Consider the following 19,825-nt stretch of genomic DNA (forward strand, 5'->3'; position numbering starts at 1 on the left):
GTTGGCGCTCCAGCCGGGGCAGGCCTTCAGACCAGCACCCGCTCGATGCCCCCGTTGTTGGCCTTGGCGACGTACTCGGGCATCCAGTTCTCCCCGAGGATCTTGCGGGCCATCTCGACGACGATGTAGTCCGCCTCGAGCAGGCCGTTCTGCATGTCGTCGCCGTAGCGGCTGAGTCCTTGCAGGCAGGACGGGCAGCTGGTGAGGATCTTGAGGTTCTCCTGCGCGCCCACCTTGCCGGCGTCACGCAACTGCGTCTCCGCCTTGCGCAGCTCCTCTTCCTTGCGGAAGCGGACCTGGGTCGACACGTCCGGCCGCGTGACGCCGAGCGTGCCGCTCTCGCCGCAGCAGCGCTCGCTCTTCATCACCTCGGGGCCGACGAGCGCCTTCACCGTCTTCATCGGCTCCTGCAGCTTCATCGGCGAATGGCAGGGGTCGTGATAGAGGTAGGCCTGCTTGCTGTCGAGCTGGATGCCCTTCTCGAGCAGGTACTCGTGGATGTCGATGATGCGGCAGCCGGGGAAGATGTCCTCGAACTTGTAGCCCTGGAGCTGGTCGTAGCAGGTGCCGCAGCTGACCACCACCGTCTTGATGTCAAGGTAGTTCAGCGTGTTGGCCACGCGATGGAACAGCACCCGGTTGTCGGTGATGATCTTCTCGGCCTTGTCGAACTGGCCCGAACCGCGCTGCGGGTAACCGCAGCAGAGGTAGCCCGGCGGCAGGACCGTCTGCACGCCCGCGTGCCAGAGCATCGCCTGCGTCGCCAGTCCGACCTGGCTGAACAGCCGCTCCGACCCGCAACCCGGGAAGTAGAAGACCGCCTCCGCTTCCGCCGAGGTCTTCTGCGGGTTGCGGATGATGGGGACGTAGTCCTTGTCCTCGATGTCGAGCAGCGCGCGCGCCGTCTTCTTCGGCAGGCCGCCCGGCAACTTCTTGTTGATGAAGTGGATGACCTGTTCCTTGATCGGCGCGGTCCCCACCGTCGCCCGCGGCGCGGCGGTCTGCTTGCGCGCGACGCGCTTGAGCAGGCTGTTGGCGATGCGCTGGGCCTTGAAGCCGACGCCGACCATCGCCGCGCGGGCGATCTTGATCGTCTCCGGATTGGTCGCGTTGAGCATCAGCATCGCCGCGGCGTTGCCGGGACGGAAGCTCTTCTTGCCCATCTTGCGCAACAGGTTGCGCATGTTCATCGTGACGTCGCCGAAGTCGATCTTCACCGGGCACGGGTTGACGCACTTGTGGCAGACCGTGCAGTGGTCGGCGACGTCCTCGAACTCTTCCCAGTGCTTGATGGACACGCCACGGCGCGTCTGTTCCTCGTACAGGAAGGCCTCGACCAGCAGCGAGGTCGCCAGGATCTTGTTGCGCGGGCTGTAGAGCAGGTTGGCGCGCGGCACGTGCGTCGCGCAGACCGGCTTGCACTTGCCGCAGCGCAGGCAGTCCTTGATGGACTCGCTGATCGCGCCGATGTCGCTCTGCTGCATGATCAGCGACTCGTGGCCCATCAGCCCGAAGCTGGGCGTGTAGGCGTTGGTCAGGTCGGCGAAGGTCGTCTGGCCGCCCTGTCCGCCGGTGCCCGGGCGCAGCAGCTTGCCCTTGTTGAAGCGCCCCTCCGGATCGATGCGCGCCTTGTAGCCGGCGAAGCCCGCCAGTTCGTCGTCGTTCAGGAACTCGAGCTTGGTGATGCCGATGCCATGCTCGCCCGAGATCACGCCGTCCAGCGAACGCGCCAGCGTCATGATGCGCGCGACCGCCTCGTGCGCGGTCTGCAGCATCTCGTAGTTGTCCGAGTTCACCGGGATGTTGGTGTGCACGTTGCCGTCGCCGGCATGCATGTGCAGCGCCACCCAGACGCGACCGCGCAGCACCTCCTTGTGGATGCGCTTGCACTCCGCGAGGATGGGCGCGAACGCGCCGCCCGCGAAGACGTCCTGCAGCGGCTTCAGGATCTGGCGCTTCCAGCTCGCGCGCAGCGTGTAGTCCTGCAGCTGCTCGAAGTAGGACCGGTCGCCTTCACGGGGAAGGTCCAGTTCCTGCATCCACGTGCGCCATTGCAGGCCGGTCTCGTCCAGCAACGCCAGCGCCTGCGCGACGCGGTCTTCAAGCAGCTCGGCGCTCGGGATCTCGCCGGCGTCGTCGCCCTTGCCCAGCGGCAGGTTGCCGTTGGCGAAGAAGGTGCGCAGCGCGTCGATCAGCGCCAGCTTGTTGCGCAGCGACAGCTCGATGTTGATGCGCTCGATGCCCAGCGTGTACTCGCCCATGCGGGGCAGCGGGATCACGACGTCCTCGTTCACCTTGAACGCGTTCGTGTGCTTGGAGATCGCCGCCGTGCGCTTGCGGTCCAGCCAGAACTTCTTGCGCGCATCGGCGCTGACCGCGACGAAGCCTTCGCCCGATCGGCCGTTGGCCAGGCGCACGACCTCGCTGGTGGCGCGCGCGACTTCATCGGCGTCGTCGCCGACGATGTCGCCGATCAGCACCATCTTCGGCAGCCCGCCGCGCTTGCTCTTGGTCGCGTAGCCGACGGCCTTCAGGTAGCGGTCGTCCAGATGTTCGAGGCCGGCGAGGATCGCCCCGTTCGGCTTCTTCATCTCGCCGAACATGAAGTCCTTGATGTCGACGATCGACGGCACGCAGTCCTTCGGATTGCCGAAGAACTCCAGGCAGACCGTGCGCACGTGCGCCGGCATGCGGTGCACGATCCAGCGCGCGCTGGTGATCAGGCCGTCGCAGCCTTCCTTCTGGATGCCCGGCAGGCCCGCGAGGAACTTGTCGGTCACGTCCTTGCCCAGGCCCTCCTTGCGGAAGGTGCGGCCGGGGATGTCCAGGCGTTCGGTGCGCTCCAGCGTCCTGCCGGTCGCGTCGTAGTAGTGCAGGTCGAAGCTCGCGACCTCGACGTCATGGATCTTGCCGAGGTTGTGGTTGACGCGGACGACCTCGAGCCACTTCGCGTCCGGCGTCACCATGCGCCACGAGGCGAGGTTGTCCAGCGCCGTGCCCCACAGCACCGCCTTCTTGCCGCCGGCGTTCATCGCGACGTTGCCGCCGATGCATGAGGCTTCGGCCGAGGTCGGGTCGACGGCGAAGACGAAGCCGTGCAGCTCCGCCAGGTCCGACACGCGCTGCGTGACCACGCCGGCCTCGGTCCAGATGGTCGGGACGTCCCGGTCCAGGCCCGGCAGGCGTTGCATCTCGACGCCGCGCATGGCCTCGAGCTTCTCGGTGTTGATCACCGCGCTGTTCCACACCAGCGGCACCGCGCCGCCGGTGTAGCCGGTGCCGCCGCCGCGCGGGATCACCGTCAGGCCCAGTTCGAAGCAGCCGGCCACCAGCGCGGCCATCTCGGCCTCGGTGTCGGGGGTCAGGACGACGAAGGGGTACTCGACGCGCCAGTCGGTCGCATCGGTCACGTGCGAGACGCGCGACAGGCCGTCGAACTTGACGTTGTCCTTGGCGGTGATCTTCGCGAAGACCTTCACCGCGCGCTTGCGCAGCTCCGCCACCTGCTCGAACTGGTGCGAGAACGCGGCCACCGCCGCTTCGGCCGCGGTCAGCAGTTCGCCGACCCAGGCGTCGCGCTTGGCGTCGTCCTCCGGATGACGACGACGCTGCACTTCGCCCAGACGATGGCGCAGCGCGCCGATCAGCGCCTCGCGACGCTTGGGGTTGTCCAGCAGGTCGTCCTGCAGATACGGATTGCGCTGCACCACCCAGATGTCGCCCAGCACCTCGTACAGCATCCGCGCGGATCGGCCGGTCTGGCGCTCGGTGCGCAGCTGGTCCAGCAACTCCCAGGCGCGGGCGCCGAGCAGACGAAGGACGATTTCGCGATCGGAGAAGGACGTGTAGTTGTACGGAATCTCGCGCAGCCGGGCGGCGGGCGCGTGCGGCTGGTTCAGGTCGCCGGCCATCGCGGGGTCGGCGGGCATCAGCAGATGCGGTGCATTCATGGCGGCCAGGTGCTCGCGCACCGGGGTTGCGGCAGGCCGGCGTCCAGGGAGCGAACACCGATGCCAGGCTGGAAAGACAAGCGGAGAGAGCTGCGGCCGTGGACCGGACAGCGCCCCGGACTTGTGGTCCCCGCGCCGGCTGGACACAGGCGTGGAAGGGGCGTTCGCGAAAGGCCGCGATCGGCGGCCGGCCCGGTCTGGGCAATGGTCGGAATCCTAACCCACCACCAGAGGGCAATCCCGGGCGAGGGACTCTAAGTTCGCCAGTGTCACAATCGCCGAATAAGCTCGCCGGCCCTCGGCGGACCGTCCACCCGACGACGTCCGCCGCGGACCGCAGAACCACCCTCCCCGAGCATCGGAGACCCATGAAGCACCTCCCGACTTCCCTGCTGGCCACCTCGGCCGTCGCGCTCGCCGCGCTGATGTCCCCCGCCGCCGCGTCGGCTCAGACCGAGATCCAATGGTGGCACTCGATGGGCGGCGCCCTCGGCGACTGGGTCAACGACCTGGCCAAGGACTTCAACGCCAGCCAGAAGGACTACCGGATCGTCCCGACCTACAAGGGCAGCTACGACGAATCGATGCCCGCGGCCATCGCCGCGTTCCGCGCCGGCAACGCGCCGCACATCCTGCAGGTCTTCGAGGTCGGCACCGCCACGATGATGGCCAGCAAGGGCGCGATCGTCCCGGTGGGCCAGGTCATGCAGCAGGCCGGCGTCAAGTTCGACAACAACGCCTACGTGCCGGCCGTCGCCGGCTACTACACCGCGCCCAACGGCCAGATGCTGAGCTTCCCGTTCAACAGCTCGACCACCGTCTTCTTCTACAACAAGGACGCGTTCAAGGCCGCCGGCCTGAATCCCGAGAAGGCGCCCACCTCCTGGCCGGAGGTCGTGTCCGCCGCGGCCAAACTCAAGGCCGCCGGCTCCAAGTGCCCGTTCACCACCAGCTGGGTGGGCTGGACGCAGCTGGAGAGCTTCTCCGCCTGGCACAACACCGAGTACGCGACCAAGAACAACGGCTTCGGCGGCCTGGACGCGCGGCTGGTGTTCAACTCGCCGCTGCACGTGCGCCACATCGAGAACCTGGCCAACATGGCCAAGCAGGGCCTGTTCGTCTACAAGGGCCGCGGCAACAGCGCCGACTCGAGCTACTTCTCGGGCGAGTGCGCCATGATGACCGCGTCCTCCAGCCTGTACGCCAACGTCAAGAAGAACGCCAAGTTCAACTTCGGCATCTCGACGCTGCCGTACTACCCCGACGTGCCCGGCGCGCCGCAGAACACCATCATCGGCGGCGCCAGCCTGTGGGTGATGGCCGGCAAGAAGCCCGCCGAGTACAAGGGCGTGGCCGCCTTCTTCCAGTACCTGGCGCAGGCGCAGGTCGCCTCCGACAGCCACAAGCGCACCGGCTACCTGCCGGTGACCAAGGCGGCCTACGAGCTGACCGAGAAGAGCGGCTACTACCAGCAGAACCCCGGCACCGACGTGCCGGTGCAGCAGATGATCCGCAAGACGACGGACAAGTCGCGCGGCGTGCGCCTGGGCAACCTGCCGCAGATCCGCACCATCGTCGACGAGGAACTGGAACAGGTCTGGGCCGGCAAGAAGCAGCCCAAGGAAGGCCTGGATGCCGCGGTCAAGCGCGGCAACGAGCTGTTGGAACGCTTCCAGAAAGCCAACAAGTCCTGACCACCGGCTGACCCGCCGGAGCGGCCCGCGCCGCTCCGGGCCCGCCGCTTTCGTCCTTCCCTTCCCTCCTTCGTCGTCGCCCCCGGATGTCCCAACAGAAACGCGTGGTGTTCCGATCGCGCTGGCTGCCCTGGCTGCTGCTGGCGCCGCAGGCGCTGGTGATCGGCGTGTTCTTCTTCTGGCCGGCGGCGCAGGCGCTGCTGCAGAGCCTGCAGCAGCAGGACGCCTTCGGGCTGTCGACCGAGTGGGTCGGCCTGGACAACTTCCGGACCCTGTTCGGTGACGACAGCTACCTCGCCTCGTTCAAGACGACAGCGGTGTTCTCGCTGCTCGTGGCCGTGCTCGGGCTGGCGGTGTCGCTGCTGCTGGCCACGATGGCCAACCGCGTCGTGCGCGGCGCGCCGGTCTACAAGACGCTGCTGATCTGGCCCTACGCGGTCGCCCCGGCGATCGCGGGCGTGCTGTGGATGTTCATGTTCGCGCCGTCCATCGGCGTCGTGTCCTACGGACTGCAGCAGCTCGGCATCGACTGGAACCATCTGCTCGACGCCGACCAGGCGATGGCGCTGGTCGTCATGGCCGCGGTGTGGAAGCAGGTCTCGTACAACTTCCTCTTCTTCCTCGCAGGGCTGCAGTCCATCCCCAAGTCGCTGCTGGAGGCCGCGGCCATCGACGGCGCCGGCCCCTGGCGCCGTTTCTGGACGATCACCTTCCCGCTGCTGTCGCCGACCTCGTTCTTCCTGCTGGTGATCAACGTGGTCTACGCGTTCTTCGACACCTTCGGCATCATCGACGCGGCCACCCACGGCGGCCCCGGCAAGGACACCGCCATCCTCGTCTACAAGGTCTACTACGACGGCTTCAAGGCGCTGGACCTGGGCGGTTCGGCCGCGCAGAGCGTGGTGCTGATGGCCATCGTGATCACGCTGACCGTCCTGCAATTCCGTTTCGTCGAAAAGAAGGTGCAGTACTGACATGGTCGAGCGCCGCCCCGCATTGACGATGCTGTCGCACCTGATCCTGGTGCTCGGCGTATTGATCGTCGCCTTCCCGCTGTACATCGCGTTCGTCGCCTCGACGCACACGGCCTCGGAGATCGTCCAGGCCCCGATGCCGCTGCTGCCCGGATCGCACTTCCTGGACACCTGGTCGGCCGCGCTGTTCGGCAACAGCGGCGGCGGCTCCAAGGCCCCCGTCGGGCAGATGATGTGGATCAGCTTCGCCTCCGCGATGATCATCGCGGTGGGCAAGATCGCGATCTCGCTGCTGTCGGCCTTCGCGATCGTCTATTTCCAGTTCCCGGCGAGGAACTTCTTCTTCTGGGCCATCTTCGTCACGCTGATGCTGCCGGTGGAGGTGCGCATCGGGCCGACCTACCAGGTCGTCTCCGACCTGAAGATGCTCAACAGCTACGCCGGGCTGACGGTGCCGCTGATCGCCTCGGCGACCGCGACCTTCCTGTTCCGCCAGTTCTTCCTGACGATCCCGGACGAGCTCGTCGAAGCCGCGCGCATCGACGGCGCCGGGCCGCTGCGCTTCTTCCGCGACGTGCTGCTGCCGTTGTCCAAGACCAGCATCGCCGCGCTCTTCGTCATCCAGTTCATCTACGGCTGGAACCAGTACCTGTGGCCGCTGCTGGTCACGACCGACGAGAGCATGTACCCCGTCGTCATCGGCATCAAGCGGATGATCAGCGGCGGCGACGCGGCCAACGACTGGAACATCATCATGGCCACGGCCCTGCTGGCGATGATCCCGCCGGCGCTGGTCGTGGTGCTGATGCAGCGCTGGTTCGTCAAGGGCCTGGTGGACACCGAGAAGTAAGCGCCAAGAAGCAAAGAACGAGAGAAGACTCCGATGGCAAGCATTTCCCTGCGCAACGTCGTCAAGCAGTACGGCACCGGCGCCAAGGCCAACCCGGTCATCCACGGTGTCAACGCCGAGATCGCGGACGGCGAGTTCGTCGTCATCGTCGGCCCGTCGGGCTGCGGCAAGTCCACGCTCCTGCGCATGGTCGCGGGCCTGGAGGAGATCAGCGGCGGGGAGATCGCCATCGGCGACCGCGTCGTCAACGAGATCGAGCCGGCGGACCGCGACATCGCGATGGTGTTCCAGAACTACGCGCTCTACCCGCACATGAGCGTGTACGAGAACATGGCCTACGGGCTGAAGATCCGCAAGCTGTCCGAGACCCAGATCCGGGAGCGCGTCGACAAGGCCGCGCGCATCCTGGAGCTCGCCCACCTGCTGCAGCGCAAGCCGCGCGAGCTGTCCGGCGGCCAGCGCCAGCGCGTGGCGATGGGCCGCGCGATCGTGCGCGATCCGCAGGTGTTCCTGTTCGACGAACCGCTGTCCAACCTCGACGCCAAGCTGCGCGTGCAGACCCGGCTCGAGATCCAGAAGCTGCACCGCGAGCTGGGCGTGACCTCGCTGTTCGTCACCCACGACCAGGTCGAGGCGATGACGCTGGCGCAGCGCATCGTCGTCATGAACGGCGGCCGCATGGAGCAGTTCGGCACGCCGGAGGCCGTCTACGGCCGCCCGGCGACGACCTTCGTCGCGAGCTTCATCGGCTCGCCGGCGATGAACCTGCTGAAGGGGCGCGTCGAGGGACGACGATTCATCATCGGCAATGCGGCGTTGCCGCTGCCGCAAGCGGCGCCGCGCGAGGGCGAGCTGATCCTCGGCCTGCGTCCGGAACACGCGCTGCCGCACGACGGCCAGATCGTCGCCGGCGACACGACCGCCTGGCCGCTGAAGGTGGAGATGGTGGAGATGCTCGGCGCGGAACGGCTGGTGTACGGCCGGCTCGGCGACGCGGCCTTCACGCTACGCATCGACGGTACCGACACGCCGCCGCAACCGGGCGACGAGGTGCTGCTGAAGGCGCCGGCCGAGCGGCTGCACTGGTTCGATCCGGCGACCGGCCAGCGCGTCGACTGAGCGCGAAGGCGCCCTCACCTCGAGGATCCTCGACCAGGGAGAACGACATGACGCTCCGCACCCCCTCCTCGACGACGAGAGCAACTGGCCTTGGTCGCTGCCCTTCTGGGTGGCGCACCGCGGCGCCGGCAAGCTGGCGCCGGAGAACACGCTGGCCGCCTTCCGCGAAGGCGCGCGCCACGGCTACCGCGCCTTCGAATGCGACGTGAAGCTCAGCGCGGACGGCGTCCCCTTCCTGCTGCACGACGCGACGCTGGACCGCACGACCAGCGCGCGCGGCCGCGCCGCGGACCGGACCTGGAGCGAGCTGTCACGGCTCGACGCGGGCCGCTGGCACAGCCGTGCGTTCGCGGGCGAGGCGCCGCCCAGCCTCGAGGCCATCGCCGCTTTCGTGCGACGCAACCAGCATGCGCTGAACATCGAGATCAAGCCCACGCCGGGCGACGAGTTCCGCACCGGCGAGGTCGTCGGCGGCGAGGTGCTTCGCTTGTGGGAAGGCTCGGCCCCGGACTCGGTACTGTTCAGCAGCTTCCAGCCGGAGGCACTGCGCGGCGCGCGGGAGTCCGCACCGCAGGTGCCGCGCGGGCTGCTGCTCGACAAGCTCGACGGCGACGGCTGGCTGCAGCTGGCGCAGTCGCTGGGCTGCCGCGCCGTCATCACGCATTACGCGCTGATGGACCAGGCGCTGGTCGCGCGCCTGCACGAGGCGGAGATGAAGGCGCTGGTCTACACGGTCAACGACGCCGCTGCCGCGCAATGGCTGATCGCCAACGGCGTCGACGGCATCATCACCGACGCGGTCGACCGCTTCAGCCCGACGGCCTGAGCCGCGGTCCAGCGCTCGACGTTCAGCGTTCAGCGCAAGGGGTCGATCAGCTCGTTGATCGAAATCATCCCGTAGATGCAGGTGTCGCTGAGCTGGCCGTTCACATTGAGCGCGTCGTCGCGCAACAGCCCCTCGAGCGAGAAGCCGCAGCGCTCGGCGACCGCGCGACTGGACGCGTTGCGTGAGTCGGTGCGGATCTCCAGGCGACGTGCGCGCAGCGGCCCGAAGGCCATCCGCGCCAGCGCCACCACCGCCTCGGACACCAGACCGCGCCCGACGTGCGCCGGGCCTATCCAGTAGCCGAGCTCGTAGCGACGCACCGTCCATTCCAGCATGTGCAGACCGGCGCCGCCGATCAGCCGGCCGGGTTGTCCGTCCGGCTCGCGCTCATGCAGGTAGTAGGCCAGGTGCTGCCGTTGCAGGAACTGCGCCTGCATGCGGCGCGCGACAGCCTCGGACTGTTCGACGCTGGGCGTCTCGTGCGCCCAGGGCATCCAGGGCTTGAGATGCTCCTGGGCATCGAGGACGGCCCGGTTGAGGGTGGGCCCGAGGCCCGCGCGCGGTGCCAGGAGCAGGAGACGGGCGGTCTCCAGGCGCTCGGGCACCTCGATGAGGAGGGGATCGTCGGCGGGCATGACTCTCATGATGGGGCCGGATCAGTTGCCGTTGACCGGCTGCAGGGTCGTGCTGCTGGCCTGGCTCGCAGGAGGAATGCCGGGCATCGCTTCCGCGCCCAGCGGCGGGTCTTCCCCCTCGACCTTGGGCAGCACCTTCACCGAGCGGATGGCCTGGACCTGCCAGGCCAGCACCGCCAGCAGCATCGCGCCCACGCCCGCGAAGCCCAGCGCGGCGCGCAGGCTGACGTGCTCGCCGAGCCAGCCGCCGATCAGCGCGCCGGGACCGGCGGGGATCAGGATCAGCCAGCGCATCGTGCTGGTCATGCGGCCCAGCAGCGGCCCGGGCGTCACCGCCTGCCGCAGCGACAAGAAGTTGATGAAGATGAAGACCGCGCCGACGCCGAACATGAACAGCGTGAAGGCGAACGCCGCGACGCCCCAGGCGTTGGCGGGGGCCACGCACAGCGCCGCCCAGCCGACGCCGCACAGCGCGAAGCCGCTGACGAGGCAGGGGCCGGGCCCGAGGCGCGCGCTGACGCGATGGCCGATGGCGCTGGCCAGCACCGTGCCGGCGCCCAGCGCGATGTAGGACAGGCCGACGCTCTGCGCCGACAGCCCGAGCACACGCGTCGCGAACAGGATCTGCACGACCTGCGCCGCCTGGTTGAACATCTGCCAGCCGCCGACCGCGCAGGCCAGCGCGACCAGCATCGGTTTGCCGCGGACGAAATCGACGCCGGCCTTCAGGTCGCGCCAGAAGTGCGCGCCGTCGAGACGGTGCAGGGTCTCGTTGACCTTGACGCCGCGCAGGATCGCCGCGGAGGCGACCAGCAGCAGCGCGTCGACCGCCAGCGCCAGCGGCGCGCCGACCAGCTTGATGAGCGCGCCCGCGACGCCGGGACCGGCGACTTCCGCGCCCGAGGAGGCGAGCGCGTTCTTCGCATGCGCCTCGACCAGCCGGTCGCGGCTCACGACCTGCGTCAGCACGATCTGCGAGGCGCTGCCCGCGATCGTGTACACGGTGCCCAGCAGGAAGCCGACGAAGTACAGCCAGGGCATGCCCAGCCAGCCCAGCCAGTGGGCGACGGGCACGCTGAACACGGCGACCGCCAGCGTGAGTTCACCGACGATGTAGACCGGCAGCTTGCGCACGCGGTCCAGCCAGACGCCGGCGGGCAGCGAGAACAGCACGAAGGGCGCGAGCTCCATGGCCGTCAGCACGCCCATCTGCGTCGGCGAGGCATGCAGCAGCACCGCCGCGGTCAGCGGCAGCGCCAGCAGCGTGATCTGCCCGCCGAGCGAGCTGATCAGGATCGACGTCCAGAGACGCCGGTAGACGAGGTTGCGCAGCAGATCGCCGGCGGGGAGCTGGATGAGATCCAGCAGGCGGTCGAGCAGACGGTCGACCCACGTGGTTTGCCTCTTGGGCATCATGATGAAACTCCGGATGCGGTCCGAGCGGGGCGTCGTGCGCCGGGTTGCGGACCGGGCGAGCCGGACGCTGTCAGCGTCGCGCTCGCGGAAAGCCTAGGACCTGGGAGGCCGGCCGCGTCGGGCCGGCGGGCGTCGTGAAGACGCCTAAGGTCGTCGCGCCCAGCCGGCCTGCCCAAGCGCGCGCACCGACGCCAGGGCGTCGTTCTTGGTGCGGTCTAGCAGCTTGGTCATGGATCGGCTCCGATCGTGGATCGTGGCGTGAGAGCTTCCGGGGAGGAAGAAGGCACTGATGCTATCAGCGCCATCCTGTCATCGACAAGTGAGAAAAGGTGGGAGGCCCGCCGCGTGACGCCCGTGTCGCGGGCTCACCACCCGGCGGCGGCGCCGTCGCGTCGCGGATCGCTCGCCGCGACGTAGCCTTCCACCGCCGGATCGCCGAGGCGCCAGATGAACTGGCCCGCGCCGAAGTCCTGGTAGCTGTCGTTGATCTCCGCGATCTGGTGGCCGAGCGCGCGCAGACCCGCGACGGTCCCGGGATCCATCGTCGACTCGACGTTGATCGACAAGCCGGCGTTGTAGCGCCAGCGCGGCGCGTCGCAGGCGGCCTGCGGATGCTGCCGGTGGTCGACCATCCGGACCAGCGTCTGCAGGTGGCCTTGCGGCTGCATGTTGGCGCCCATCACGCCGTAGCTCATCTGCGGCTGGCCGTCCTTCATCAGGAAGGCCGGGATGATCGTGTGGAAGGGCCGCTTGCCCGGCGCGACGACGTTGGCATGGCCCGCCTCGCGCGTGAAGCCGTGACCGCGGTTCTGCAGCGACAGGCCGTACCCGGGCACCACGACACCCGAACCGAAGCCGTGATAGTTGCTCTGGATGAAGCTGACCATCATGCCGCTCTCGTCGGCGGCGGTCAGATAGATGGTGCCGCCCTTGACCGGATTGCCGGCCTGGAAGTCCTGCGCCTTGCGGCGGTCGATCAGCTTCGCGCGCTCGGCGAGGTAGGCCGGATCCAGCAGCTCCGCAGCCTGGACCTTCATCGTCCGCGCATCGCTGACGTAGCGGTAGGTGTCGGCGAAGGCGAGCTTCATCGCCTCGATCTGCAGGTGATGCGACTCGGCGCTGTCCACCGGCAGCGACGCGATGTCGAACTGCTTGAGGATGCCCAGCGCGATCAGCGCCGCGATGCCCTGCCCGTTCGGCGGGATCTCGTGCAGCGTGTGGCCCGCGTAGTCCATCGAGATCGTGGCGACCCATTCCGGCGCATAGGCGGCGAAGTCGGCGGCGGTGATCGCGCCGCCGGTCTGGCGCGCGAAGGCCGCGGTGGCCTCGGCGATCTCGCCGCGGTAGAAGGCCTCGCCTTTCGTTTCGGCGATCAGGCGCAGCGTGCGCGCGGCCGCGGCGAAGCGGAACACCTCGCCCACCTCCGGCGCGCGGCCCTTCGGCAGGAAGGCCTCGGCGAAGCCCGGCTGCGACACCAGGTCCGCGACCTTCGAGGCCAACTGCCACTTGCCCTGCACGATCACCGGCACGGCGTAGCCGCGCTCGGCGATCTCGATCGCGGGCGCCATCAGGTCGGCGAAAGGCAGCTTGCCGTAGCGCTCGCTCAGGGCGACCCAGCCGCCCACCGCCCCCGGCACCGTCACCGCGTCCCAACCGCGCAGCGGCAGCGAAGCGGTGGCACCGTACTTGCGGTCGAAGTATGCGGGCGTCCACGCCTGCGGCGAGACGCCGGAGGCATTCAGTCCCTGCAGCGTCTTGCCGTCCCACACGATCGCGAAGGCATCGGAGCCCAGGCCGTTGCTGCACGGCTCGACGAGCGTCATGCACGCCGCGGTCGCGATCGCGGCATCCACCGCGTTGCCGCCCTGCCCCAGGATGCGCAGGCCCGCCTGCGCGGCCAATGGGTGCGACGTCGACACGACGTTGCGCGCGAAGACCGGACTGCGTTGGCTCGCGTAGCCGCGATTCCAGTCGAAGGCGTGATGGGGGGCGGTCATCGATGTCTCCTGAATGCGTGCGCGGCATCTTGCCCGACGTCCCGCGCGTCCGACAGCGCGCAAGACCTGACGCGTGAAGGACCCGTGCGGATTGCGTAACCCAATGCAAAGCTGCGATGACCTGTCAACACATCGTGTCGCCGCGTCGTTGTCTGCTCACCTTGTTCAACCCGCTGGAGAAACCAGATGCAAGCCTTCAAGACCATCAAGACCCTGGCCCTGATCCCCGCCCTGCTGATTGCCGGCGCCGCGATGGCCCAAGGCACCGCCACCCCGGCGGCGCCCACCACGCAGGCCGCTCCGGCAGCGACCGCCGCGCCGGCGTCCGACGCCAAGGCCGAGCACAAGGGAGCGAAGCATCACAAGGCCACCGGTGACAAGACCGCTGCGCACAAGGCCGGCCACAAGAAGGCCGACAAGGCTGAGAAGCCGGCCGAAGGCGCTTCCGCCGCCAAGTAACCGGCGCGCCGGATGCGAGGCACGGAGACGCGAGGATCGCGTCCTCCACGCCAAAGAAACCGCAGCACCGGGTGACCGGTCTGCGGTTTTTCTTCGTCCGGATCCGTGTCCGGAAAGGCTGATCAGGCGGCCAGTTGTGCGATCGGGATGATGCGCGACGGGCTGGCGCAGGTCACGCCGTGCGACGCGGCGCAGGCGCGCAGCGCCTCATTGAAGACGTCGCGCGCGCAGTCGTGGCAGCTGCCGCAGGCGGAGGCCACCTGCGTCTCGTCCTGCAGCACGTCGAAGTTGTGCACGCCGTCGGCAACGCTGCGACGGATGTCGCGGTCGGAAACTCGGTGGCAGAGGCAGACGATCATGGCGGCGCGGGGTCAGGTGGAACCTGGGATGGCCGTGATACTAGCGCAAACGCGAATTCCTCTCAATTAGATTGCAGAGCCCCCTCGACGCGTCGGACAACTGTCGGTGAACAACGACACGGAAGGCCGTCCCTCGTCATGCAGACCTCGCATTTCCCGCCGAGCGGACGAAAAAAGCCCCGCTGGGCGGGGCTTGGGGTTCCTGGCGGCGGCTGGGGCCCCGGGACGGGCGGGCTGGCGTTCAGCTGGCTTCGCCCATCTGGCTTTGCAGCCAATTCTGTTCACCGATCTGCGCGATCAGCTCGATCTGGGTCTCCAGATGGTCGATGTGCTCTTCGGTGTCGGCGAGGATCTCCTCGAGCACCTCGCGGGAGATGTAGTCGCGCACGCTCTCGCAGTAGGCGATGGCTTCCTTCAGGAGCGGATGGCTGCCCATCTCGATCTTCAGGTCGCAATGCTGGGCCTCGACGGCGTTCTCGCCGATGTAGAGCTTGCCCAGGTCCTGCAGGTTCGGCAGGCCTTCCAGCAGCAGGATGCGATCCATCAGCTTGTCGGCGTGCTTCATCTCCTCGATGGACTCGGCGTACTCGTGCTTGGCCAGACGCTCCAGGCCCCAGCTCTTGTACATCTTGTAGTGCAGGAAGTACTGGTTGATCGCGGTCAGCTCGTTCTTCAGCTGTGCGTTCAAGTACTCGATGACCTTGGCGTCGCCCTTCATGTTCTTCTCCTGGGATGCGATGGAATTCGGTGGGATGGGGCGCATTGTCGTCATCCCTACGCCGAATGGGGACAAGACCCGCCGGCCCCGCTCTGCATGCGAAGTATTCGCAGCCCGTTTCCATCGAAAAATAAATCGTCGCGATTCTTGGTTGCTATTGCGAATCGTTCTCATTAAGATGCGTCGCATGAATGCCCATCACCACCCCCATCTTGAAGCCCTGCAAGCCGTTGCGCTGGACAGCGCACGGGTCGCCGCAGGTTCGCCGCGCGAAGCGGTTCCGCTCGTCCAACGCCGCCGCATCAGCAGCCAGGCGCTGATGGGCAACGACCGGGAGGTCGAGATCGAACACGCCGGCTCGCTCTACCGGCTGCGTGTGACCTCGCTGGGCAAGCTCATCCTGACCAAGTGATCCGCTGGGCGGCGCGGCCGGCCGAGGACCGGTCCGCCCGCCCGTGATCCACGTCTCCGTTTCCGTTTTCCGTCATCTCTGAACCGCCGGCCGTCCGCGAGGACCGCCCGCCCGCACCAGCCCGCGTCGTGCCAGCCCGTGCGAGATCCCAAGAACTACAAGGATTTCGTCACCATGCAACTGCGCCCGACGCCCGTCGCGCTCGCCCTGTCGTTGGCTTTCCCGCTGGCATTCGCCCAGACGCCGGCTCCCGCGAACACACCGACCGCCGAGAACCCCCAGCAACTCGGTGAACTGACCGTCTCCGCGACCCGCACCGAACGCTCGGTCGACGCGGTGCCCAACACGGTCACCGTCAAGAACCGCAAGCAGCTCGACCGTCGCGACGCGCGCGACCTCAAGGACCTGCTGTCCGACGAGGTCGACCTCGACGTCAAGGCGATGACCCCGCGCTTCACGGCGGCGGGCGCTTCCACGGGCCGCTCGGGCAATGAAGGCATCAACATCCGCGGCCTGGAAGGCAACCGGGTGCTGATGATGGTGGACGGCATCCGCGTGCCGCAGAGCTTCGCGTTCGGCGCGTTCGCGAGCGGCCGGGCCGACTTCGTCGACCTGAACAGCCTGGCGAGCGCCGAGGTCCTGCGCGGCCCGACGTCCACGTCCTACGGCAGCGACGGCCTGGCCGGCGCGCTGAGCCTGCGCACGCTGTCGCCCGAGGACCTGCTGGTGGACGGCAAGACCTTCGCCGGCTTCGCGAAGCTGACCGGCATGAGCGTCGACGACTCCAAGCGCGCGAGCGCCGCCGTCGCCTTCGGCGCGGGCGACTGGAGCAGCCTGGTGCAGGCGACGGTCCAGCGCGGCCATGAGACGAAGAACGAGGGCGACAAGGATGCGCCCAACGCCACGCGCACCAAGCCCAACCCGACCGATGTCGAGAGCAACAGCGTGATGGCCAAGCTCGGCTACCGCGTGAACGCGAACCACCGGCTGATGGGCACGCTCGAATACCGTGAGCGCAAGATCGACACCAACGTGCTGACCGCGGTGACGGCGCCGCCGCCGACCGGCAACCTCGCGTCGACAGCCGTGCTGGCGCTGGACGCGCACGACAAGATGGAACGCACGCGGGTCTCTCTGGAGCATCGCTACGAGGACCTCAACGCGGCCTGGGTCCAGCAGGTCACCACCCACCTCTACGTGCAGGACAGCGAGACGCGCCAGTTCTCCTCCGAGGACCGCAACACCGCCGTCGACCGCACGCGACTGGGCTCCTACAAGGAGCGGGTGATCGGCCTCAGTTCGCAGGCGCAGACGCAGCTCGCCAGCCAGCGGCTGAGCTATGGCATCGACATCAGCCGCAACACGATCGAGGGCCTGCGCGACGGCACCGTGCCGCCTCAGGGAGAGACCTTCCCCAACAAGCCCTTCCCGGACACGAAGTACACGCTGGCCGGCGCCTTCATCCAGGACGAGATCGAGGCGGGCGACTTCACGATCATCCCGGCGCTGCGCTTCGAGCACTACAAGTTGTCCCCGGACGGCGCCGGCTACACGGCGCCTGCCGGCAGCCCGCTCGTGTCGCTGTCCGACCAGGCGGTGACACCTCGCCTGGGCCTGATCTGGCGGGCGTCACCGCTGGTGCAGCCCTACGTCCAGTGGGCCAAGGGCTTCCGCGCCCCCACGCCGGACCAGGTCAACAACGGCTTCAGCAATCCGGCGCAGATGTACCGGTCGATCGGCAATCCGGACCTGAAGGCCGAGCACGCCGACAGCGTGGAACTCGGCCTGCGCGGGAAGCTCGCCGAGACGCTGCGCTGGCAGCTGAGTGCGTACGACAACCGCTACCGGGACTTCATCTCGCAGGAGATCGTCGGGGGTGACGGACTCACCAGCCCGTTGATCTTCCAATACGTCAATCTGGCCGATGCCCGCATCAAGGGCGTCGAGGCGCGCTTCATCTGGGACCTGATGCCCGGCTTGAACCTGAACGCCTCGGTCGCGAAGTCGCGCGGCCACAGCACCGAGAACGGCGTCGAGACGCCGCTGGACAGCGTCCAGCCGCTGCGCGGCAAGGTCGGCGCGCGCTACGAGACCGGACCGTGGGTCGTCGAGACCACCTGGCTCCACAGCTCGGGCAAGAAGCCGTCGGACGTCAGCACGGCCGGCTGGTTCACGCCGAAGAAGTACGACGTGGTCGACCTCGGCGGCGCCTACCGCTTCGACAAGACCTTCTCGGTGTCGGCCTACGTCACCAACCTCTTCGACAAGAAGTACTGGCGCTGGGGCGACGTGACCGGCGTCAGCGTCGCGACGCCGGCCGCCGCCGCCGTCATCGACAGCTACACCGCCCCCGGCCGCGCCTTCCAGGTGACCCTGCGCGCCGATTTCTGATCAGGAGTCTTCCGCCATGCATGCCAGCTTCACCGCCCTGCGTCAGGCTTTCGCCACGGCGCGCCAGGAGCGCAAGGCCCGCCACCGCGACATCGCCAGCGACCTGCGCATCTCCGAGGGCGAGCTGCTCGCCGCCCACGCCGGCCCGTTCGCCGATGACGAGTCCCGCTGCGCGCGCAACGCCTGCGCGCGGAATGGCAGGACCTGATTGCCGCGCTCGAGCCGCTGGGCCCGGTCATGGCGCTGACCCGCAACGAGTCCTGCGTGCACGAGAAGGTCGGCGTCTACACCGCCGTCAGCGCGATGGGGCCGCAGCGCCAGATGGGCCTGGTGCTCGGCGGCGCGATCGACCTGCGCGTCTTCTACAGCCACTGGCGCCACGGCTTCGCCGTCGCCGAGCGGCTGTCCGACGGCGCGCTGCAGCGCAGCCTGCAGTTCTTCGACGCCGCCGGCCAGGCCATCCACAAGGTCTTCGTGAAGCCGGAGAGCGACCTCGCCGCCTACGAGGCGCTGGTGGCGCGCTTCCTGGCGGAAGACCAGAAGCCCGGTTTCGAGCCCGGCGACGCCTGGCAGGACCCGGCGGAAGTGCCGGACGCACGCGTCGACGTCGCGACCTTCCGCAGCGAATGGGCGTCCCTGCGCGACACGCACGACTTCTTCGGCCTGCTCAAGCGTCACGGCCTGAGCCGCACGCAGGCGCTGCGCCTGGCCGAGCCGCGTTTCGCGCAACCGCTGGCGCTGTCCAGCGCGCAGGAACTGCTGAGCCGCGCCGCGCAGGAGAACGTGTCCATCATGGTCTTCGTCGGCAACCCCGGGATGATCCAGATCCACAGCGGTCCGGTGAACAAGGTCGCGATGATGGGCCCGTGGATCAACGTGCTGGATCCGGGCTTCAACCTGCATCTGCGCGAGGACCACATCGCCTCCGCCTGGCTGGTGCGCAAGCCGACGGTCGACGGGCTGGTGTGCTCGCTGGAGCTGTTCGACGCGCAGGGCCGCACGATCGCGATGCTGTTCGGCGAACGCAAGCCCGGGCAGGCCGAGCGCTGCGACTGGCGCAACCTGCTGGAGAGCCTGGTCGAAGGCGCGCCGGCGGAGACCGTCCCGTGCTGAGCCGCCGCCACGTCCTCTCGCTGGCGCCGGCTGCGGCGCTGCTGTCGATCGGCGGCCGCGCGTGGGCCGCGCCGCAGCGCGTCATCGCCGTCGGCGGCGCGCTGACCGAGCTGATCTACGAGCTGGGCGCGCAGGGCGAGCTCGTCGGCGTGGACAGCACCTCGCTGTACCCGACGGCCGCGACGAAGTTGCCCAACGTCGGCTACGCGCGCACGCTGGCGGCGGAAGGCCTGCTGTCGCTGGCGCCGACGATGGTCGTCGCCACCGAGGAAGCCGGCCCGCCCGCAGTGCTGCGTCAGCTGGAAACCGCGAAGGTGCCGTTGCACGTGCTGCGCGCGGAGCACCGGTTCGAAGGCGTGCTCGAGCGCACCAAGGCGCTCGGCGACCTGCTCGGTCGCCAGCAGCAGGCGGCGGCGCTGTCGCAGAAGCTGCAGGCCGAGTGGACCGCGAGCCGTGCGCAGGTGACGAAGCTGGCCGCCGGTCATCGTGCACCGCGCGTGCTCTTCGTACTGTCGAACGCCGCCAACCAGGCGCGCATCGCCGGCGCCGCCACGGCAGCGGACGCGATGATCGGCTACGCCGCCGCGGTCAACGCACTCGGCGATGCGCAGGGCTACAAGATGCTGTCGCCGGAAGCCGCGATCGCGGCCGCGCCGGACGTGATCCTCGCGACGACGCAGGGCCTCGAGGCCAGCGGCGGCATCGACGGCCTGCTGAAGCTGCCCGGCCTGGCGCAGACGCCCGCCGGTCAGAACAAGCGCGTGGTCGTGATGGAAACGATGGAGCTGCTCGGCTTCGGACCGCGCACGCCGAAGGCGTTGACGACGCTGGCCCAGGCTCTGCATGCGCCGGCGGGCACGGGCAAGACGGCGTGAGCGTCGGGCAACACCCGGCACCACACCCGACCCGACG

15 protein-coding genes and 1 pseudogene are annotated in these 19,825 nt (G+C 68.4%); 10 read left to right on the forward strand and 6 right to left on the reverse strand.

Going from position 1 to position 19,825, the window contains the following annotated elements:
• Positions 1-26: 26 nt before the first annotated feature.
• Positions 27-3,929 (reverse strand): DUF3683 domain-containing protein, encoded by a 3,903-nt coding sequence (locus ACQ86G_RS01565; RefSeq protein WP_431261306.1) that lies wholly within the window; start codon positions 3,927-3,929, stop codon positions 27-29.
• Between the two features lie 389 nt (positions 3,930-4,318).
• Between ACQ86G_RS01565 and ugpB the strand changes: the two genes are divergently transcribed.
• The 5 genes from ugpB (at position 4,319) to ugpQ (ending at position 9,413) form a co-directional block, all read left to right on the forward strand.
• The gene (gene ugpB / locus ACQ86G_RS01570) at positions 4,319-5,644 is read left to right on the forward strand and encodes a sn-glycerol-3-phosphate ABC transporter substrate-binding protein UgpB (protein ID WP_431259005.1); all 1,326 of its coding nucleotides are present in this window, start codon (positions 4,319-4,321) and stop codon (positions 5,642-5,644) included.
• An 86-nt stretch (positions 5,645-5,730) separates the two neighbouring features.
• Entirely contained in the window at positions 5,731-6,618 is an 888-nt protein-coding gene (ugpA, locus tag ACQ86G_RS01575) for a sn-glycerol-3-phosphate ABC transporter permease UgpA (RefSeq protein ID WP_431259006.1), read from the forward strand.
• Position 6,619: 1 nt separating this feature from the next.
• Positions 6,620-7,468, forward strand: a complete 849-nt coding sequence (gene ugpE, locus ACQ86G_RS01580) for a sn-glycerol-3-phosphate ABC transporter permease UgpE (protein ID WP_431259007.1) — start codon at positions 6,620-6,622, stop codon at positions 7,466-7,468.
• Positions 7,469-7,501: 33 nt separating this feature from the next.
• A complete protein-coding gene (locus tag ACQ86G_RS01585) occupies positions 7,502-8,587 on the forward strand; it encodes a sn-glycerol-3-phosphate import ATP-binding protein UgpC (RefSeq protein ID WP_431259008.1) in 1,086 nt (361 codons plus the stop codon).
• Positions 8,588-8,684: 97 nt separating this feature from the next.
• Positions 8,685-9,413 carry a glycerophosphodiester phosphodiesterase gene (gene ugpQ / locus ACQ86G_RS01590; RefSeq protein ID WP_431261307.1) on the forward strand — a complete coding sequence of 243 codons (729 nt, stop codon included), beginning with the start codon at positions 8,685-8,687 and terminating at the stop codon, positions 9,411-9,413.
• A gap of 29 nt (positions 9,414-9,442) precedes the next feature.
• Here ugpQ and ACQ86G_RS01595 read toward each other — a convergent pair whose 3' ends face one another.
• From ACQ86G_RS01595 to ACQ86G_RS01605, 3 genes are all read right to left on the reverse strand, one after another.
• Positions 9,443-10,057: a GNAT family N-acetyltransferase gene (locus ACQ86G_RS01595; protein ID WP_431259009.1), complete on the reverse strand. Its 615-nt coding sequence runs from the start codon at positions 10,055-10,057 to the stop codon at positions 9,443-9,445.
• 12 nt (positions 10,058-10,069) lie between these two features.
• Positions 10,070-11,464: an MFS transporter gene (locus ACQ86G_RS01600; RefSeq protein WP_431259010.1), complete on the reverse strand. Its 1,395-nt coding sequence runs from the start codon at positions 11,462-11,464 to the stop codon at positions 10,070-10,072.
• Between the two features lie 365 nt (positions 11,465-11,829).
• Complete coding sequence (locus ACQ86G_RS01605) at positions 11,830-13,461, reverse strand: gamma-glutamyltransferase family protein (protein ID WP_431259011.1); 1,632 nt, start codon at positions 13,459-13,461, stop codon at positions 11,830-11,832.
• A gap of 186 nt (positions 13,462-13,647) precedes the next feature.
• On the opposite strand from ACQ86G_RS01605, the gene ACQ86G_RS01610 reads away from it, so the two are divergent.
• On the forward strand, positions 13,648-13,920 hold the full coding sequence (locus ACQ86G_RS01610) for a hypothetical protein (protein WP_431259012.1): 273 nt from the start codon (positions 13,648-13,650) through the stop codon (positions 13,918-13,920).
• A 122-nt stretch (positions 13,921-14,042) separates the two neighbouring features.
• Here the strand turns inward: ACQ86G_RS01610 and ACQ86G_RS01615 are convergent, their stop codons facing one another.
• Both ACQ86G_RS01615 and bfr read right to left on the reverse strand, forming a co-directional pair.
• Positions 14,043-14,279 (reverse strand): (2Fe-2S)-binding protein, encoded by a 237-nt coding sequence (locus ACQ86G_RS01615; protein WP_431259013.1) that lies wholly within the window; start codon positions 14,277-14,279, stop codon positions 14,043-14,045.
• Positions 14,280-14,520: 241 nt separating this feature from the next.
• Positions 14,521-14,997: a bacterioferritin gene (bfr, locus tag ACQ86G_RS01620; protein ID WP_067277196.1), complete on the reverse strand. Its 477-nt coding sequence runs from the start codon at positions 14,995-14,997 to the stop codon at positions 14,521-14,523.
• On the opposite strand from bfr, the gene hemP reads away from it, so the two are divergent.
• The 4 genes and pseudogenes from hemP (at position 14,996) to ACQ86G_RS01640 (ending at position 19,788) form a co-directional block, all read left to right on the forward strand.
• Positions 14,996-15,409: a hemin uptake protein HemP gene (hemP, locus tag ACQ86G_RS01625; RefSeq protein WP_431259014.1), complete on the forward strand. Its 414-nt coding sequence runs from the start codon at positions 14,996-14,998 to the stop codon at positions 15,407-15,409. The two genes, bfr and hemP, sit on opposite strands and share 2 nt — an antisense overlap.
• A 174-nt stretch (positions 15,410-15,583) precedes the next feature.
• A complete protein-coding gene (locus tag ACQ86G_RS01630; protein ID WP_431259015.1) occupies positions 15,584-17,800 on the forward strand; it encodes a TonB-dependent hemoglobin/transferrin/lactoferrin family receptor in 2,217 nt (738 codons plus the stop codon).
• Positions 17,801-17,816: 16 nt separating this feature from the next.
• Positions 17,817-18,913 (forward strand): annotated as a pseudogene (locus ACQ86G_RS01635) (hemin-degrading factor).
• A complete protein-coding gene (locus ACQ86G_RS01640) occupies positions 18,907-19,788 on the forward strand; it encodes a heme/hemin ABC transporter substrate-binding protein (RefSeq protein ID WP_431259016.1) in 882 nt (293 codons plus the stop codon). Before ACQ86G_RS01635 ends, ACQ86G_RS01640 begins: the two are co-directional and overlap by 7 nt.
• The last annotated feature ends 37 nt before the right edge of the window (positions 19,789-19,825 follow it).

The organism is Roseateles chitinivorans (genome assembly GCF_050632145.1).
GTDB classification, from domain to species: domain Bacteria; phylum Pseudomonadota; class Gammaproteobacteria; order Burkholderiales; family Burkholderiaceae_C; genus Roseateles; species Roseateles chitinivorans_B.

Coding starts and splice junctions, on each gene's coding strand:
- ACQ86G_RS01595 (WP_431259009.1), bottom strand. CDS start 10,057: ATGAGAGTCATGCCCGCCGACGATCCCCTCCTCATCGAGGTGCCCGAG.
- ACQ86G_RS01600 (WP_431259010.1), bottom strand. CDS start 11,464: ATGATGCCCAAGAGGCAAACCACGTGGGTCGACCGTCTGCTCGACCGC.
- ACQ86G_RS01630 (WP_431259015.1), top strand. CDS start 15,584: ATGCAACTGCGCCCGACGCCCGTCGCGCTCGCCCTGTCGTTGGCTTTC.
- hemP (WP_431259014.1), top strand. CDS start 14,996: ATGTTCTTCTCCTGGGATGCGATGGAATTCGGTGGGATGGGGCGCATT.
- ugpA (WP_431259006.1), top strand. CDS start 5,731: ATGTCCCAACAGAAACGCGTGGTGTTCCGATCGCGCTGGCTGCCCTGG.
- ugpE (WP_431259007.1), top strand. CDS start 6,620: ATGGTCGAGCGCCGCCCCGCATTGACGATGCTGTCGCACCTGATCCTG.
- ACQ86G_RS01585 (WP_431259008.1), top strand. CDS start 7,502: ATGGCAAGCATTTCCCTGCGCAACGTCGTCAAGCAGTACGGCACCGGC.
- ACQ86G_RS01605 (WP_431259011.1), bottom strand. CDS start 13,461: ATGACCGCCCCCCATCACGCCTTCGACTGGAATCGCGGCTACGCGAGC.
- ACQ86G_RS01615 (WP_431259013.1), bottom strand. CDS start 14,279: ATGATCGTCTGCCTCTGCCACCGAGTTTCCGACCGCGACATCCGTCGC.
- bfr (WP_067277196.1), bottom strand. CDS start 14,997: ATGAAGGGCGACGCCAAGGTCATCGAGTACTTGAACGCACAGCTGAAG.
- ugpB (WP_431259005.1), top strand. CDS start 4,319: ATGAAGCACCTCCCGACTTCCCTGCTGGCCACCTCGGCCGTCGCGCTC.
- ACQ86G_RS01565 (WP_431261306.1), bottom strand. CDS start 3,929: ATGCCCGCCGACCCCGCGATGGCCGGCGACCTGAACCAGCCGCACGCG.
- ACQ86G_RS01610 (WP_431259012.1), top strand. CDS start 13,648: ATGCAAGCCTTCAAGACCATCAAGACCCTGGCCCTGATCCCCGCCCTG.